Annotated in this window: 18 protein-coding genes; 4 read left to right on the forward strand and 14 right to left on the reverse strand. The window is 58.8% G+C overall.

What is annotated here, in order from left to right; genetic code table 11:
• Window position 1: 1 nt before the first annotated feature.
• The 9 genes from DX908_RS05220 to DX908_RS05260 all read right to left on the reverse strand — a co-directional run bounded on the left by DX908_RS05220 (window position 2) and on the right by DX908_RS05260 (window position 5,876).
• Window positions 2–541: a hypothetical protein gene (locus tag DX908_RS05220; RefSeq protein WP_116391364.1), complete on the reverse strand. Its 540-nt coding sequence runs from the start codon at window positions 539–541 to the stop codon at window positions 2–4.
• Complete coding sequence (locus DX908_RS05225) at window positions 541–1,236, reverse strand: flagellar basal body L-ring protein FlgH (RefSeq protein ID WP_116391365.1); 696 nt, start codon at window positions 1,234–1,236, stop codon at window positions 541–543. The genes DX908_RS05220 and DX908_RS05225 overlap by 1 nt, the downstream gene beginning before the upstream one ends.
• Window positions 1,233–1,610, reverse strand: a complete 378-nt coding sequence (gene flgA / locus DX908_RS05230; protein WP_116391366.1) for a flagellar basal body P-ring formation chaperone FlgA — start codon at window positions 1,608–1,610, stop codon at window positions 1,233–1,235. The genes DX908_RS05225 and flgA overlap by 4 nt, the downstream gene beginning before the upstream one ends.
• Window positions 1,607–2,392, reverse strand: coding sequence for a flagellar basal-body rod protein FlgG (flgG, locus tag DX908_RS05235; protein ID WP_116391367.1), 786 nt, complete (start codon window positions 2,390–2,392; stop codon window positions 1,607–1,609). Before flgG ends, flgA begins: the two co-directional genes overlap by 4 nt.
• A 6-nt stretch (window positions 2,393–2,398) precedes the next feature.
• Entirely contained in the window at window positions 2,399–3,115 is a 717-nt protein-coding gene (locus DX908_RS05240) for a flagellar hook-basal body complex protein (protein ID WP_116391368.1), read from the reverse strand.
• The gene (gene motA, locus DX908_RS05245) at window positions 3,112–3,969 is read right to left on the reverse strand and encodes a flagellar motor stator protein MotA (RefSeq protein WP_116391369.1); all 858 of its coding nucleotides are present in this window, start codon (window positions 3,967–3,969) and stop codon (window positions 3,112–3,114) included. Before motA ends, DX908_RS05240 begins: the two co-directional genes overlap by 4 nt.
• A 67-nt stretch (window positions 3,970–4,036) precedes the next feature.
• Window positions 4,037–4,546, reverse strand: coding sequence for a magnesium transporter MgtE N-terminal domain-containing protein (locus DX908_RS05250; RefSeq protein ID WP_116391370.1), 510 nt, complete (start codon window positions 4,544–4,546; stop codon window positions 4,037–4,039).
• On the reverse strand, window positions 4,543–5,379 hold the full coding sequence (locus DX908_RS05255) for a hypothetical protein (protein WP_158548519.1): 837 nt from the start codon (window positions 5,377–5,379) through the stop codon (window positions 4,543–4,545). Before DX908_RS05255 ends, DX908_RS05250 begins: the two co-directional genes overlap by 4 nt.
• 2 nt (window positions 5,380–5,381) lie before the next feature.
• A complete protein-coding gene (locus DX908_RS05260; protein ID WP_116391372.1) occupies window positions 5,382–5,876 on the reverse strand; it encodes a flagellar basal body-associated FliL family protein in 495 nt (164 codons plus the stop codon).
• Between the two features lie 118 nt (window positions 5,877–5,994).
• Between DX908_RS05260 and fliF the strand changes: the two genes are divergently transcribed.
• From fliF to DX908_RS05280, 4 genes are read left to right on the forward strand one after another with little or no spacing between them, the layout of a single operon-like run.
• Complete coding sequence (gene fliF, locus DX908_RS05265; protein ID WP_116391373.1) at window positions 5,995–7,521, forward strand: flagellar basal-body MS-ring/collar protein FliF; 1,527 nt, start codon at window positions 5,995–5,997, stop codon at window positions 7,519–7,521.
• Between the two features lie 20 nt (window positions 7,522–7,541).
• The gene (locus DX908_RS05270) at window positions 7,542–7,817 is read left to right on the forward strand and encodes a FliM/FliN family flagellar motor switch protein (RefSeq protein ID WP_116391374.1); all 276 of its coding nucleotides are present in this window, start codon (window positions 7,542–7,544) and stop codon (window positions 7,815–7,817) included.
• On the forward strand, window positions 7,814–8,572 hold the full coding sequence (gene fliP / locus DX908_RS05275) for a flagellar type III secretion system pore protein FliP (protein WP_116391375.1): 759 nt from the start codon (window positions 7,814–7,816) through the stop codon (window positions 8,570–8,572). The genes DX908_RS05270 and fliP overlap by 4 nt, the downstream gene beginning before the upstream one ends.
• Window positions 8,569–9,654, forward strand: coding sequence for a FliG C-terminal domain-containing protein (locus DX908_RS05280; protein ID WP_116391376.1), 1,086 nt, complete (start codon window positions 8,569–8,571; stop codon window positions 9,652–9,654). The genes fliP and DX908_RS05280 overlap by 4 nt, the downstream gene beginning before the upstream one ends.
• Here DX908_RS05280 and DX908_RS05285 read toward each other — a convergent pair whose 3' ends face one another.
• Genes DX908_RS05285 through DX908_RS05305 form a run of 5 tightly spaced genes read right to left on the reverse strand, consistent with a single transcriptional unit; the run spans window position 9,655 to window position 15,368 of the window.
• Window positions 9,655–10,755, reverse strand: coding sequence for a flagellar basal body P-ring protein FlgI (locus tag DX908_RS05285; protein ID WP_116391377.1), 1,101 nt, complete (start codon window positions 10,753–10,755; stop codon window positions 9,655–9,657).
• Window positions 10,752–11,732, reverse strand: coding sequence for a flagellin (locus tag DX908_RS05290; RefSeq protein ID WP_116391378.1), 981 nt, complete (start codon window positions 11,730–11,732; stop codon window positions 10,752–10,754). Before DX908_RS05290 ends, DX908_RS05285 begins: the two co-directional genes overlap by 4 nt.
• Window positions 11,732–13,177, reverse strand: coding sequence for a flagellar hook-associated protein FlgK (gene flgK / locus DX908_RS05295; protein WP_116391379.1), 1,446 nt, complete (start codon window positions 13,175–13,177; stop codon window positions 11,732–11,734). The genes DX908_RS05290 and flgK overlap by 1 nt, the downstream gene beginning before the upstream one ends.
• Before the next feature lie 10 nt (window positions 13,178–13,187).
• Window positions 13,188–14,489, reverse strand: a complete 1,302-nt coding sequence (locus DX908_RS05300; protein WP_116391380.1) for a flagellar hook protein FlgE — start codon at window positions 14,487–14,489, stop codon at window positions 13,188–13,190.
• A 12-nt stretch (window positions 14,490–14,501) separates the two neighbouring features.
• The gene (locus tag DX908_RS05305; protein ID WP_116392995.1) at window positions 14,502–15,368 is read right to left on the reverse strand and encodes a flagellar motor protein MotB; all 867 of its coding nucleotides are present in this window, start codon (window positions 15,366–15,368) and stop codon (window positions 14,502–14,504) included.
• Window positions 15,369–15,391 lie beyond the last annotated feature (23 nt).

A 15,391-nucleotide genomic window follows, 5' to 3' on the forward strand; every position in this document is an offset into this window, starting at 1 on the left:
GTTACTGATCCTGCCGCGCAAAGTCGACGAGCAGGATCGACCTGACGCTCTGGTCAATGCTGACCTTGGCAGTCGCCAACAGACGCTGCTGGATCTCGCTATAGACATCAGGGTTGGTGATATCCTGATTGAACAGCCCCTCATGGGACATGGCGAGAAGCGATTTCATGAACGCATCGCGGATATTCGGCTCCCGCTGCTGCGCGGAGTCGATATTCACCTCATCCATCTCAACGCTGACATTGAGAAGAACGAGCGCCTGCACTCGGTCCGTGCCGACAACAGGCACGATGAAGTTCCGGCGGAAGTTGAAATAGCCGACACCGTCTGTATCCGCTTCGCCATGGACTTGCTTGACGCTGCCATGGCCGCCACCGCCGTGTCCGCCCCCATGGTCACCACCGCCCCCATGGCCGCCGCCGCCTTCTCCATGCTCTGCAGCCGGCACAGCGGCCGGACCGCCCTTTAGGGTCATGGCCGCAAAGCCTGCGCCGCCAACGGCAACAAGGGTAATGACGATAGGAAGGATCTTGTTCAGCATCAGAATGGTACCAGAATATCGAGAAGCTGGCTGCCCCAGCGGGGTTTTGTCGTCGCCGTTACCTGGCCCCGGCCGGTATAGACGATGTCCGCTGCTGCAATCTTCTCGTGGGTGATCGTGTTGTCCCGGGTTATGTCTTCAGGACGGACGATACCATGAAGTCGTAAATCCCTTATTTCATGGTTCACCCTGATGCGCTGGGTGCCAAGAATAACGAGATGTCCGTTCGGGCGCTGCTCAATCACCTCTGCGGCAAGCTGCAATGTGATGCGTTCCTGCCGCCGCACAGAGCCATCGCCGGAGAGATCGGCTGAACGTGAAAGATCAACGCCGGGCGTTAAGCTTGAGCCGCCCGGCAGTGTGTTCGCTGCCCATTCAGGCACCCCGAACAGCGCATTGGCGTTGAAATTCTCATTACTCGTCCGTGTCCGCTCGAGCGAGTTCTGCATCTCGGCGATTTCATCCACAGAGACGATGACGGTCAGGATATCCCCGACATTCCGCGCCCGGCGATTGCCGAACAGAGATTGCGGCTCCTGGTTCCAGAGTGACGCCGTTTGCGGACGCGCCATTTCAACAGGGGTGAACTGAGCGTTCGGCTGGATCGGCTCCTGAACCGGGATCTCCTGAATCGTATTCGAGGCACAGGCCGAAAGTACGGCGCCGATAGATGCGATGAGCAGAAGACGGATCATAAGGTCACCTGCACTGTTCCTGGACCAGTGATGATGGCCGTCACGGTACGGCGGCTCTCCAGATTCATCACAAGGATCTCATCCCCTGCCGCGCCAGTCCCCAGCGCGCGCCCTTTGGTCTCGATCGTCAGGGGACCTTTTTTTGCGATGATGCGAACGATCCCGTTGCGATCAACGAGATCTGCTTCCTTCGTGTCAGCATAAGAAAGGACACGGCCCTCAAAGACCGTCCTTGTCATCTGCCGACCGATAAAAGGATCCGTGTCCGAAGCTGCACCGGAAACATGTATGGGCTCAATAACGGTCCCCGCCGGCAATCTGGTCTGGGCGGTGACATCACCTGTAAGAAACAGAGCGGCGAGAAGCGAAATCATCTTATCCTCGTTGCAGCAGAGTACATTTCATCCGCAGCCGATAGAACTTTCGAATTAAGCTCATAGCCGCGCTGCGCTTCGATCAGGTCAGCGATCTCGGCGACGACATCGACGCCAGAATCTTCAAGATAGCCCTGATTGAGAAGGCCAAGGCCATCCTGTCCGGGCTGGCCCTGTTGCGGGTTCCCCGAGGCGGTCGTTTCACGGAACAGGTTGTCCCCCAGCGCCTCAAGGCCTTTGGGATTCACAAAAGAAGTGAGCGTCAGATTGCCTATCGACTGACCACCGACAACATCATCGAAATAGGCAAAGACTTCGCCATCCGCGCTGATTGAAACCGAGCGGGCGTCTGCCGGCACCGTGATACCATCCGCCAGCGGAAATCCGAGCGGGGTCACCATCTGGCCATTGGGATCAACTTCAAACTTGCCGTCACGCGTAAAGGCTGGCTCACCATTGGGCAGCGTAACCTCGAAAAAGCCGTTCCCTTCGATGGCGACATCAAGGTCATTCCCGGTCGGAATGATCGTCCCCTGCCCGAACTGCATCGTGATCGCTGAGGTTTTCACGCCGAGACCAAGCTGAACACCCGTCGGCACGATCGTGCCGGTCGTTGAGGAGATCGCGCCCGGATTGACGTCCTGACGGTAGAGGAGATCGGCAAAGACAGCCTGGCGCGGCGCATAGGCCGTGGTCGACATGTTCGCGATGTTGTTCGCGATCACATCAACCCGCGTCTGCTGAGCGGCCATACCGGTTGCGGCTGTTCTGAGTGCGTCCATTCCCTACTACCCCTGCTGCCTGATCGCATTGATCAGTTTTTCCAGACGCTCGTTCTCCTGCTGAACGGCGTTCTGTCCGGCCTCAAACTGCCTTTGCGCCTCGATGAGGCGAGCAAATTCCAGAACCGGATTGACGTTAGACTGTTCGATTGATCCTTGCACGATAGTCGGCTCTTCAATCGCCGTCGTCCCTTCGTCGCTGATCCACAGGTTAAAGCCTGCGCGGCGCATTTCGCCGTTCGGCGTAAAGGCGCCGACCTGCCCGAAGATCTCGCCATTCACCGACAGCGTGCCGTCTGACGCAATGGCGATATTGGTCGCATCAAGCGGCAGAGCAATCTCACCGCCGCCATTATCCGTCAGCGGAAAACCATTGGGATCAACTACCGTGCCTTCGGGGTTGAGCAGGAAAACACCAGCCCGTGTCAGGCGCTCGCCTTCCGGCGTCAGCACCTTGAAAAACCCCTCTCCTGACAAAGCAAGGTCAAACGTGCCGCCAGTCTTACGCAAGACACCGGGGGTGAAATCAACCGACCGCGCCGTCAGGTGACCCATCGACAGGCTGGGATTCCCCTCGCCCGCAGCCTTCACATATTCAGAGAAAATGACGCCTTCGGACTTATAGCCAGGCGTCGAGGCATTCGCGATATTGTTGGCAATGATCTGGGCGGTCTCGAGCAAGCCCGATTGGCGCGAGAGCATTGGTATTGAGGCATCACTCATGCCGCACTCCTCAGCGCCTGTTCGAGATCATTAAAGCTCGGCCGCATCGCAGTCGGGACGTGCCGGCGGCCCACTTCGACGCAGATATTGGGCGCATGCTTGTGAAGACTGGAAACCAGCACCTCACGGATCAATTCATAGAAGGCATGCTCTTCTTCGCGGACGGCTTCAATCCTTGTTCCAAGCGGTCCGAAGACGGAATAGGCTAGAAACACCCCGAGGAACGTACCGACCAGCGCGCCGCCAATCATTTTCCCCAGAATTTCCGGTGGCTTGTCGATCGACGCCATGGTCTTGATAACGCCGAGAACGGCCGCAACAATGCCGAGCGCCGGCAGCGCGTCGGCGATCGCGTTGACCGCATGCGCCCCGTGCAGGCGCTCTTCTTTCATCGCCTCAAGCTGCTTTTCAAGAAGCTCCTCGACCTGATGAACATCATCGAAGTTCATCATCATGGAGCGGATCGTATCGCAGAGAATGTCGACAGCCGCCTTGTCATTCTGAATACGCGGGAACTTGGCGAACATCGCCGAGTTCATGGGATCCTCAATGTGGGTTTCTATGTCGACCGGACTCTCTCTCAGCATCATGATCATCTCATGCATGAGACATAAGAGATCCTGATAGTCCTGCTTCTTCCATTTCGGACCGGCAAGCGCTGCCCCGAAGTCTCCCATTGTATGCTTGATCCGGCTCATGTCGTTGCCGACGAGGAAAGCGCCGATTGCAGCGCCGCCGATCATCATCATCTCATATGGGAGGGAGTGCAGGATAATACCCAGCTTGCCGCCGGCGATAACATAACCGCCGAACACCATGACAAGCGTAACGATCAGACCGATTACGGAAAGCATAGAATCTTAATGCGGGGTTTGGGGTGTACAAAGGGTTAAGGAAGATGAACGCGATCCTAATTCGCGCTTAAAAATCCTCCGCCACGAGAGCTTCGGTGACAGCAACAGCCTCATCATCCGTCATGCTGGCCAGGATTGCAGCGCCCTGCTCACCCGGCATGGCAGAAATGAAGCCTGCTGCGCGCTCGGCAGGCAGTGCCGCGAGGATCTTCGCAGCCTTTTCGGACGGCATCCGCGCATAAAGCAGCGCCAGCCGGGTCCGTTCGGCGGATTTCTCTTCCGCTAGTGCGGAGCGAGTGGCCTCCATCTTCTGGCGTTCTTCCTTCATTGCCATGGCGGCCATGCGCAGCTCGATCCGCTGGGCGGTCAGCTCCTGGGCTTCTTCAGACGGCGCCGACGCTTCACTCGCTTCTTCGCGGACGACGAGACCATCGGCTCTGACGATTGTGGGCATGGGCTGAGGGACAGTATCGCGGCTTGCATCCGCTGGACTGACGCTCAGCGCACCGACCACCTGCCCGCCACCGGCAAGCAGGAACAGCGCCGCCAATGTGCGCAGGATCGGGCGGTCATTCACGCTTTTGCCTGTCGACCACGGTCAAGCGGTGCCTGTTTCAGGCTGGCCTGACCCTGTTTCTGGCGAAGCCGCCGGGCAAAGCTCGCCACCGCATCATCGCGCGGCGGCATGGCCGGTGCTTCGGGCGTGTAATTCGCAAGATCGTCTTGCTGCGCCGCTTTACGGACAGCCGCTTCTTTGGCGCGCTGGGCTGCAAGTGCCCGGGCCAGCGCCACTTCGCGGGCCGTCATTTCGCGGTCGCCTGAAATCTGCGGGCGCCGGACGGCAGGCCGCTGGCGCGGCGCCTCTGTCTCTCGAACAGGCGCAATGTCAGCGGCAGCTTCATAATCCTGCGCTTTAAGCTGCGGTTGCGGCTGAACTTCCGGCTGCGGACGCAGAACAGGCTGCGGCGCAGGCGGCGCGGCCGGTGCCTTGATCTCTTTAGACTTCTCTTCGATCAGTTTGGTCAGATCGCGCGCTTCGGTCAGGCCGTCCGTCAACGACTTATAGGCAGCATCAAGCCGCTCGGTCGCTTCACCAGTCTTGGCTTTATATTCCTTCCACGTCTCACGCGCCTGGCGTTCCATCGTCTCAAGAAGGATATCGACTTTCTCTTCGCTGGCATCGACCTTGGAGAGCATGATGCGCAGTTCACTGACAGCCGCGAGCGCCTCACGGTTCAGCTTTGCGGCATTCGCTTCTACCGAGCTGACCGATTTGGTGAGGTTCACCATGGCCTGCCCGACGCCCTTGCGCAGGTTCTGCAGCGCATGCAGCCGCCGGCTCAACGTCCAGCAATAGAATGCCGAACATGTCGAGATGAACAGGAGCGCGAAGTCGAATGCCGTTGACATGATCATTTGAGCAGAAAATCCGTTACGAGAATGCTGTAGACTGCGTCGTCTCCCAACGTCGAGTGGGCCTGGTCTAAAAGTGATGCCTTGAGTTCCGGCATCGCCATCGGGTCTGTGATGAGGTCGATATCGGTCAATCGAAGCCTCTCAATGAATCTGTCCCGCAAGCGGAGGAACTGAACATCCGTCAGCTCCGGTGACTCCGGCGGTCGGCCCAGCGCTATGGTGATTCGCAGGTGATCCGCGCCCGCATCAGGTGCGAGCGACACGACGATCGGCTCCAGCGAGACATAGCTTGCGGCGCGCGCTGCCATTTCCTCAGGATCGATCGGCTTGACCTCTTCCTCGCACGGAATGACCTGCACAGGCTGAGGGGTTGCTGCGAACCAGACCATGCCGAATGTCCCAGCCGCCGCGATCACCGCAAGCGGCAAAATTGACATCAACCCGCCGGCTTTTGCGGCTTTTCCGTCGTCGTCTTTTTCTGCGTCCGCCATCTACCCAACCCTTTGACGTGTCTTTCGAACAGGGGCACGAGATCCCACTGGCAAAAGGTTAAAGCCCGGTACTGGTAAAGGGTTTGTTAAGAGTCTTATTGATAGCGCGTTAACGAAGATGAACGACGAGAATTCCACTCAGAACTGGGGACCGCTGTCGACTTGGATGCGGCTGGATTTGCGTCAGCAGATCAGCGCCATCGTCTCGACAGGGATCGTCATCTTTGGCTGCATGTTCCTCATCAAGATGGCTCGTACCGAAGGCGAGGCCCTCCTTTTCTCAGGCGTCGATGCAAGTTCCGCCGGGGAAATCGCGCTCCAGCTCGACGGCATGGCTGTTCCCTATACGGTCAAGGGCTCGGCGATCTATGTGCCGCAATCCCAGCGCGACCGCTTACGGATCGAGATGGCCCGCATGGGCCTCCCCGCCCCGAATGGCGCCGGCTACGAGCTGCTCGACAATCTCAATGGGTTCTCGACGACCGCCGACATGTTCGATGCTGCCTATTGGCGCGCCAAGGAAGGCGAGCTGACAAGGACGATCATGGCGATGCCGTCCGTGCGCTCCGCCCGCGTCCATTTAGGCGTCACCCGCAGCTCGGCCTTCCGCCGCGGACGGAACAACAAGAGCGCCTCTGTCACGATTGAGGCACCCATGTCGCTGTCGAAGGAACAGGCGACCTCAATTCAATATCTGACCGCCCTCGCCGTGCCCGATCTGATGCCGGAGAATGTCGCGGTCGTGGATACAGCGCGCGGCGTCATTGCCGGCCCTGGCGGGCCGAGCGATGAGACGACCGGCAATATGGATCAGAATGCGCGCGAGGATGCCCTCTCCAACCGGCTGACCCAGCTTCTCGAAGCGCATGTCGGCGCAGGCAATGCGCAAGTCTCCGTCGCGCTTGAGCTTGATCATTCCTCGATCGCCGAAACCCAGCGTGTCATCGATCCCGACAGCCGCCAGATCGCCAGCCGCGACCTGATGGAAGAGCGTGATGTCGAGATGACCGGCCAAGGCGTCGTCACCGTCGCGAGCAATCTGCCCGAAGGTGAGCTGAATGCCGAAGATGAGACAAACCCGATCATGCGTTCGAAACGCGATGAGAAGGTCAGCTACACCGGCACTCAGACCGAGCGCGTGATCCAGCAGCGTCCCGGCACGATCAACCGGCTGAGCATCGCGGTCCTCCTTAATGAGCGCTACACCGATGACGGCAATGGCAACCTCCAGCTTGATCCGCGCAGTCCGGAAGAACTCGCCGCCCTAGAATCACTGGTCGCCAGCGCCGCCGGGATTGATGCGAATCGCGGTGACCAGCTTTCGGTGCAGATCCTGCCCTTCGAAGTGCCCGCCCCCGTTGAGATGGGCACCCCGCCGACCTTCGTTGAAGAATTCGTGATGCCGCGAGCGATCGAGCTTGCCCAGATGGTTTTCATGGGCCTGATCGTCCTCGTCGTCGGACTATTTATCCTCAAACCGATCCTCAGCCCCAAGAAACCGAAGGGTGATGACGATCTGGACTCAGCCCCCTCGTTAGAATCGATGGATGCTGCATCTCTCCTGACCATGTTGACGAAGGAGAACCCTGATAATGCCGCGGCCATTCTTGATGACTGGTTCGAGAAAGAGGCGGACGCGGCCTGATGTAAGGCGAGGCTAAAGCCATGAGTGATGCCCTGACCGCGAGTTCGAACGATCCGCTATATGATATCCAGCTGCCGGTGACGGTGGTCGTGGGACAGGTGACCCTGTCGCTTGCCGACCTCTCCAAATGGGAAGCAGACACGATTGTTGCGCTCGGTGTGAAGACATCCGAGCCCGTCGAGCTGCAGGTGAACGGCAAGGTCGTTGCCACCGGTGAGCTCTGCGAAGGCCAGAACGGTCCGAACTCCCTCGCTGTGCGCATTCTCGACATCCGCAAGGATAGTGCGCACACATGATCCGTACCGTACTCATTCTGACGGTACTCCTCGCGCTGATCCCTGCCTTCGCCCAGACGGTGGATCCCCTGCCGCTCGGGGAAGTGCTCGACTCGCCTGAAGTCGTCGCCGCCGCAGGTTCCTTGCGGGGTCAGCTCGTCCCGCTGATCGCGATCATCACCATACTGAGCCTTGCGCCGGGCATCATCATGATGATGACCTGCCTGCCGCTGATGGTCATCGTCTTCGGCTTCCTGCGCCAGGCCATCGGCCTGCAGCAGAGCCCGCCCTCGATGATGATTACGTCGCTCGCGCTCTTTCTCACCTTCTTTGTGATGGAGCCGGTTTTCACGACCGCATGGGAGACTGCGATCCAGCCCTACCAACAAGGCGCGATCGCCGAGGGTGAGGCCTTCAACCTCGCCATGATTCCGTTCCGTGACTTTATGGAAGCGCGGACCCATGAAACGACCCTCGTCACGCTGTCTGATTCCCTGCCAGGCCGTTGGTCACAGGATGCACTCGACGGCCCACCGCTGTCGCTCCTCATCCCGTCTTTCATGCTCTCGGAGATCAAGACGGCCTTTCAGATCGGCTTTGCGATTTTTCTACCTTTTCTCGCCATTGACCTCGTCGTCGCTGCCATCCTGATGGCGATGGGGATGATGATGGTGCCGCCTGCCGTTGTCTCCCTGCCCTTCAAGCTCGCCTTCTTCGTGATGGCGGATGGCTGGACCAAACTGGCGGGAGCCTTACTCAGAGGGTATTCGGGATGAGCCAGACGTCGAAACGCTCAGGACGCAATAGCGGCAAAGCCCTGCCGCCACCGCCCCGGCGGACCTCTTCTCAAAAAGCGGCGGCGATCCTCGCGCTGCTTGATCCGGAGACGTTGCAACAACTCACGGGCCGCCTGCCCGAGAAGCACCGCGACCGCCTGCTGACCGCTGTGCGTTCCTTGCGCATGGTCGATGTCGCTGAGCAGAAACGCATTGCGGCGGAATTCGCCAAAGAGCTTGCTCGCGGCCAGAATGCTGTGCGCGGTACGGATGAAGTTGCAACCGAGCTGCGGACCGCGCTCTTCCCTGAACCTGAGCTCCTGCCAGATCTTGGCATCGAAATGCAGACCGAAACCGAGCTCGATTTCGGCGACAACAAGGTCTCGATCTGGGAAGAAGTCGGCTCCATGCCGGCCTCGGTTCTCGTCAAATTCTTCACAGGCAAATCCAGTTCGGTCATCTCGGTTGCGATGTCCTGTCTGCCAGACGACCTTGTCAGTGAGTTGATGGCAGAGCTCGACGAGCCAGCTGTCAAAGCCGCCATGGTGCATCTTGCGAATAATGGCGCCCCAAATCCGTTGGCCATTGAGGCTGTCGAAAACCTCTTGCGTGAAGGCCTGCTGCAGGGCGATGAGCCGATTGTCGAAAGTGAAGGCAATCCGAACGCGGACAAGGTCGCAAACTACCTCAACCGCATGGTCAGCTCACGCCGTGACGCCGTTCTTGACGAACTCGACAAAGAACTGAGCGCCGAGGATGCAGCCGAAATCCGCGCGAAAGTCCTCAGCTTTGGCGCCCTTTCCGATCGCCTGCCGCGCAGCGCCATCCCGCAGGTCTTGCGGGAAATCGACGAGAAAACCATGCTCACGGCCCTGCATTTCGGCAGCAAGAAAGACAAGGAAACTGTCGATTATCTTCTCGCCAATATCTCCCAGCGGATGGCCGGTCAGTACCGGGAGAAAATGGAAGAGCTTGGCGATATTGATGAGGAAGACGGCGAAAAGGCTCAGTCGACCTTTATCTGCAAAATCCTCAGCATGGCCGATGCCGGCAGTATCGACCTGATCAGCGCAATGGGCTGATTATTGCAGGACCAATTCCGCGTGGAGTGCGCCGGCGGTCTTCATCGTTTTGAGGATATCGATGATCTCACGCGGTGTGACGCCAAGTGCATTGAGCGCCGCAACCAGATCAGACAGCGTCGCCGTCTCATTGATCAGCCCGACATTCCCGGGCGCGCCATCTGTCACCGCAATCTCGGTGCGCGGCAGCGGCACTGTTTCACCTTCGGAGAATGGCCCCGGCTGGGACGCAATCGGTGTTTCAGCAATCGCGATTGAGAGATTGCCCTGCGCAATGCCGACTGCGGAGAGTTTGACCTCGCTGCCAAGCACGATGGTGCCGGAGCGCTGATCGATCACCACACGGGCGGGCGTATCGGGCCGAAGGGTCAGGCTTTCAATCCGGCTGAGCACACGCGCCGGGCTCTGATTATCCATGAACCGCAGGACCACCGTGCCAGGATCGAGCATCTGGGCCGAGCCGGTGCCGAGCGCGATGTTGAGCGCATCTTCAATCCGCGCAGCCGTTGTGAAATCCGGGTTCTTGAGCGCAAGATCCACCTTACGCAGATCACCAAAATTGAACTGCACTTCGCGCTCAACACGCGCGCCTTCAGGGATCACCCCGGCGGTCGGCGTGCCTTGCGTGATGCTGGCGGCTTCGCCTTCGGCGGTGAATCCGCTGATCAGAACCGGCCCTTGGGCCACTGCGTAGACTTCGCCATTCGCTGCCGTCAGCGGCGTCATGACGAGCGTGCCGCCCGTCAGATCAGACGCATCGCCAATCGAGGAAACGGTGACATCAATCTCGCTGCCTGCCCTTGCAAAAGGCGGCAGGGATGCGGTCACGAGGACAGCGGCAATATTATTGGGGCGGAAATTCTCATCCGAGACATTCACGCCCAGCCGCTGGAGCAGACTCGACAGGGCTTCTTCGGTATAAGGTGAATTCCGCAGCGTATCGCCCGAGCCGTTGAGGCCGACGACAAGACCATAGCCGATCAGATCGTTCGAGCGGACGCCTTCGATCGTGACGAGGTCTTTGAGACGCACATCCGCTGCCCCCACTGATCCCGTGAAGAGAAGAACAGCGGTGAAGGCAGAGAGAATGCGTTTTATCATCTTACAAAATTCGTCAGTGTCAGCCGGGATATCCGGGCCGTGACCGTATAGGCTGTTTGCAACTGAAGTTCGAGGTTCTGAACCAAAGCTGCAGCTTCGTAAGGATCGGCGCCGGCGAATGTGTTTTCAGTTTCGGCCAGTATAAGCCGCTCCTGATTGACGGCGTCAATCGAGTTATCGATCAGGTTTTGCTGGCGGCCAAGTTCCGCCTCATGCTGAATAAGCAGCGCTTCGGCGTTTCGTACAAGGGTCACCCCTTCACGGGCGAAGTCGACCTGCCCTTCCTGCGGCGCATAGGCCACACGGACGAGCCCTTCGAGGGCTGTACGGAAGGACTGGTCATCCGCTTTCAGCTGGAAGCTGACCGTGCCGCCTGTCGGCAGGCGAACAGCGGAGGCAAACCCTGCCCCGCCTTGATAAATCAGCGTGTCGAAATCCCCACCCGGCGCAAAGAATGTATCGATCGCCGTATCAAGCGTTGCCGCATCGGTGGCGCCCGCCAGAGACGCCTCAATGGCAGTGAAGAACTCATCCGCGGTCGATGTGGCGGCGGATTCGACACTGTCGCCACTGAAGAGGTTCCGTCCGGCGTAAGAGGAATTGAGGGAGGTAAAGATCTGGCGGATCTGCGATTTAGCATCTGCCGAGATCGTCGTGTTGACGAATTCGTCCGTCACGAGAAGCGAGTCCGTCTCAACCGCATAATCGGTCAGCGCGGTGCGGATCTGATGCAGCGGAATCTGCGTTGCGGACAGACGGTTATTGGACAGGGTCAGCCGGTCGATCGATGTATCGGCATCGGCCAGTGCCTTGGCGACGATGTTATAGTCGCCCGCCTCAACACCCAGCACACGACCGAGATTCTGTTTGCGCCCGGTGACGAGTTCGACCGAAGCCTGGGTCAGGTCGCGCCGAATGTCGGCGAGAGGACCGCTGAGCGAATTAAATCGCAGGGCGTCTGGAAAACCGATTTTCATCACGAAATCCTGATCAGTTGATCGACGAGCGACGAGATCGTTTCAATGACCTTGGCGTTCGCCGCATAGGCCTGCTCGATCAGGATCAACTGCTGGAGCTCCTGATCCGTATCCACACCAGTTGCAGCGATCTCGGCATTCACGGCAGCATCAAAACGGATGCCGGCATAAAGCGCGCTGTCTTCGCGGCGTTGCAGGTCGTAATTAAGTTCAGAGGACAGCCCCGAAACAAGGCTGACGGCCGATTGCTGGCCGACACCGCCAAGTGCGCCGGGGGTCGGCTGAAGCCCGGTAAAGGCATCAACAAGGCGGTTGATCTGATCGCCATTGCCCGCAGGACCAGGCGCGACAGCACCAAGACCATCGCGGATGCGGTAAAGCTCCCCACCCTGATCAGGATCAATCGCGGCATTCAGCCTCAGACTGGAGGCAAGTCCGATATCGCCATCAATGGGCGGTGTTGCCGAACCCACCGTAAAGAGACCGACTTCGCCGGCTGTCTTGGTCGGATCGACGCTGTCATCGGAGAAGCGAGAAACGAGATCATAAGCCAGCGCATCAAGGCTGTCGTTAAAGGCCGGAATGCGGTTGTCGCGTGTCTCGAACAGCGCCGTGATCTGCCCGCCCCGGATTGCCTGTGAGCTGGTTGAACCAGGTGTGATATCTGTTCCGTCCACGACCAGTCCGGAAAGCCCGCCGCCAAGTGTCTGGTTCCGCGCCACAAGCACGGAAGGCGAAAATTCGATTTCCCGAGCCTGCGTGGCTAGCAAAGTCACCCCTGAATCAGTGACGAGATAGATCCCCTCACCGACCGGCTGAACTTCAACCGGGATAATAGCATTGACGTCATCGATCAGGCGCTGGCGCTCATCAAGGACATCAGGCGTCAATTGCTGACCGCCAAGCCCGTTCAGCTCTTCAAGGCGTTTCAGCGCATCATTCACTTGCTGGACGGCGCGGCCAATATCAGTGTCGGCTTTCGTACGCAGATCGACACTGCGACCTGCCAGCTCATCGAATTCGCGGATGATATCTTTTGCCGTATCAACGACCTGCCGTTGCAGGACGGTGCTTTCCGGCGTTGCCGCTGCATCTCGCAGGGCCTGCTCGAAACGGGCATAGGTGCCGAATAGACCATCCGTCGCCCCCGGCTCTCCGAGAAGCGCAGCGATCTGCCCTGCGGCCGTAGCGCGTTCACTGGCAAAGGCGTTATCGCCTTCCAGCTTCATCCGTTGAAGCGTCAGATACGGATCACTGTCGCGCAGGATCTTGTCGACCTGCACGCCGACACCGTTCCCGGCGACGATCTTTTCACTGACACTGACTGTGCGACGGACATAACCATCCGTATTCGCATTGGCGATATTGTTTGCGACCGTCTGCGCCCTTGTCTGGGCGGCGGTGAGGCCGGATACGGCCGTGGAAAGTGCGCTAGAAAGTCCCAAACTCTATACCCTACCTGATAATATTGGTGGTCTCCTGCAGGATCTCATCCACAGTCTGAATGATCCGTGCATTCGAAGAATAAGCCCGCTGGGTCTCGATCAGCGCTGTCAGTTCTGATGCGATGTCCACAGTGGATTCCATAAGACTGAAGCCGACAGTCTCACCGACCGGGCCTGTGCCTGCGTCCCAAAGATACATGCCGCCCGAGTCCTGGCTGAGACGGAACGCCTGGTTATTTTCAGCGATCAGACCGTTGGCGTTCTGAACAGCAGCAACCGGGATCTGATAAAGTGTCTGGCGGAAGCCAGTGTTATAGACCGCCTGCAGAAGACCTGATGAGTTGATCTCGATGCCTTCAAGCTCACCTACCGAAACACCATCAAAGTCGAGATTGGCAGGCGTGAAGTTCGCCGCCACCTGAACAAGGCCGCTGATGTCACCGGACTGGCCGACAAAGACATCAACCGGACCAGATGGCAGGTTCACATTGATGCGGCCCGTTGCCGGGTCATAGACAAGGCCGCCGCCTGTCGTGGTCACTGTATCAACAGAGCCACCATTGGCCGGGTTGTCCTGGAAGGTAATGTTGAACGTCCCGACACTGACGGGCGTGCCCGAAGAGTTATCGAGGAATTCGACATTCCATTCGTTGCTGGCGCCGGTCGCCGGCACGACCGGCGTGAAGATCGCCGTCATCGTCTGGTTACGACCAAGGTTGTCGATGTAATCGACCGGCATATCATAGACGGTACCGGCAGCCCCTGCGACTGTCTGGTCAGCGGGCAGGTTGACGCCCATGTTAATCAAGGTCGTCGGGCTCGACTGGAACTGGCTGGTATTTACACGAACGGGTTCGAGGTCAGCGACCCCCTGACGCGTAACCGCGCCGATATTCCCGTCAGGGCCTGCGCGCCAACCAAGAAGAACAAGGCCGCCCGGCGTTTTCAGATAGCCGTTCTGGTCCTGCTCGAAAGAACCCGTCGTCGTCAGCAGAAGGTCCCGGTTCGTATCATTGATCGCGCCCTCTTCGGTCACGGGCAGGAAGCCCGGTCCGGCAATGGCAAGGTCGGTCGCGTTCCCGGTGGTAATGAGTGAACCCTGCGCGCTGACTTCGCGGGAGGTCAGCACCCGGACACCGCCGGCCGCAAAAGAGCTCGAATTGCCCTCGATCACCAGAGACACAAAATCCGTCTCCGCCCTTTTATACCCGTAAGTGTCTGCGTTCGCGATGTTATTCGCGATCGTGCCGAGCCGGGTCGAGTTCACGGCGAGGCCCTGGACACCTGCATTCAAGGACGAAGAAATTGTCATTTGGGCGCTCCGCTAATGATCCAACGACTCATCATGCGCCGGGGCGGTTAACGTTTCGTTTCCATTTTCGGCGTGTGACGGCGTGTCGTGCCGCTCGACCGGCACCTCTGCATCTTTAAGCAGGATGGAGATCCGGCGGTTCACCGGGTCGAGTGGATTGTCCGAAATCGGATCACGGTCAGCCCGCCCTGAAACCTCAATAATCTTTCCCTGCGGCACGCCTGCTTCGAGGAGAAGACGCCGGGCCGTATTGGCTCTGTCCGCACTCAGCTCCCAGTTCGTATAGCTGTCGGTGGCATAGGCCAGAGAGTCCGTATGCCCTGAAATCTGCACGACCGCGCCGCTGCGCTTGACCGCATCAGCCGCCGCCAGCAGCAGGACTTTAAGATCTTTCGACGCTGCAGCAGACCCGCTTTGGAAAAGCGCGCTCCCCGCCGCATCAACCAGCTCAATGACGGTGCCCTCTTCGGTGATCCGGACCTGAACACGCCCCTCGGCATCGATCAGTCCAGCACGCTGGGCCATTTCGGTAATTTCCTGCTCAAGTTCTTCACGCATCGGCATGGCCTGATTGCGTTTGCGGTTGTCCTGATACTCCCCACTGCGCGCTTTTTTCTCGAGCGTCAGGATCGAGTCGCCGTTCAGCGCATCGGTCCCGCCCCCTGAAGAGGCCGCAATCGGAATTGTCGTATTGAAATAGTCCGCAATCCCCTTACGCTGGTCCTCAGTCGTTGCACCGAGCAGCCACATCAGGAGGAAAAATGCCATCATCGCGGTCACGAAGTCGGCATAAGCCACCTTCCACGCGCCCCCATGGTGCCCGCCGCCCGCGATCACCTTCTTCCGCTTGATGATGATTGGCGTCGTATGATCGCCCATCGCTTCACTCCCAGAAAACTCAA

It is taken from the genome of Parvularcula marina, from assembly GCF_003399445.1.
GTDB classification, from domain to species: Bacteria; Pseudomonadota; Alphaproteobacteria; order Caulobacterales; family Parvularculaceae; genus Parvularcula; species Parvularcula marina.

Coding starts and splice junctions, on each gene's coding strand:
- DX908_RS05220 (WP_116391364.1), bottom strand. CDS start 541: ATGCTGAACAAGATCCTTCCTATCGTCATTACCCTTGTTGCCGTTGGC.
- DX908_RS05225 (WP_116391365.1), bottom strand. CDS start 1,236: ATGATCCGTCTTCTGCTCATCGCATCTATCGGCGCCGTACTTTCGGCC.
- flgA (WP_116391366.1), bottom strand. CDS start 1,610: ATGATTTCGCTTCTCGCCGCTCTGTTTCTTACAGGTGATGTCACCGCC.
- flgG (WP_116391367.1), bottom strand. CDS start 2,392: ATGGACGCACTCAGAACAGCCGCAACCGGTATGGCCGCTCAGCAGACG.
- DX908_RS05240 (WP_116391368.1), bottom strand. CDS start 3,115: ATGAGTGATGCCTCAATACCAATGCTCTCGCGCCAATCGGGCTTGCTC.
- motA (WP_116391369.1), bottom strand. CDS start 3,969: ATGCTTTCCGTAATCGGTCTGATCGTTACGCTTGTCATGGTGTTCGGC.
- DX908_RS05255 (WP_158548519.1), bottom strand. CDS start 5,379: ATGTCAACGGCATTCGACTTCGCGCTCCTGTTCATCTCGACATGTTCG.
- DX908_RS05260 (WP_116391372.1), bottom strand. CDS start 5,876: ATGGCGGACGCAGAAAAAGACGACGACGGAAAAGCCGCAAAAGCCGGC.
- fliF (WP_116391373.1), top strand. CDS start 5,995: ATGAACGACGAGAATTCCACTCAGAACTGGGGACCGCTGTCGACTTGG.
- DX908_RS05270 (WP_116391374.1), top strand. CDS start 7,542: ATGAGTGATGCCCTGACCGCGAGTTCGAACGATCCGCTATATGATATC.
- fliP (WP_116391375.1), top strand. CDS start 7,814: ATGATCCGTACCGTACTCATTCTGACGGTACTCCTCGCGCTGATCCCT.
- DX908_RS05280 (WP_116391376.1), top strand. CDS start 8,569: ATGAGCCAGACGTCGAAACGCTCAGGACGCAATAGCGGCAAAGCCCTG.
- DX908_RS05285 (WP_116391377.1), bottom strand. CDS start 10,755: ATGATAAAACGCATTCTCTCTGCCTTCACCGCTGTTCTTCTCTTCACG.
- DX908_RS05290 (WP_116391378.1), bottom strand. CDS start 11,732: ATGAAAATCGGTTTTCCAGACGCCCTGCGATTTAATTCGCTCAGCGGT.
- DX908_RS05300 (WP_116391380.1), bottom strand. CDS start 14,489: ATGACAATTTCTTCGTCCTTGAATGCAGGTGTCCAGGGCCTCGCCGTG.
- DX908_RS05305 (WP_116392995.1), bottom strand. CDS start 15,368: ATGGGCGATCATACGACGCCAATCATCATCAAGCGGAAGAAGGTGATC.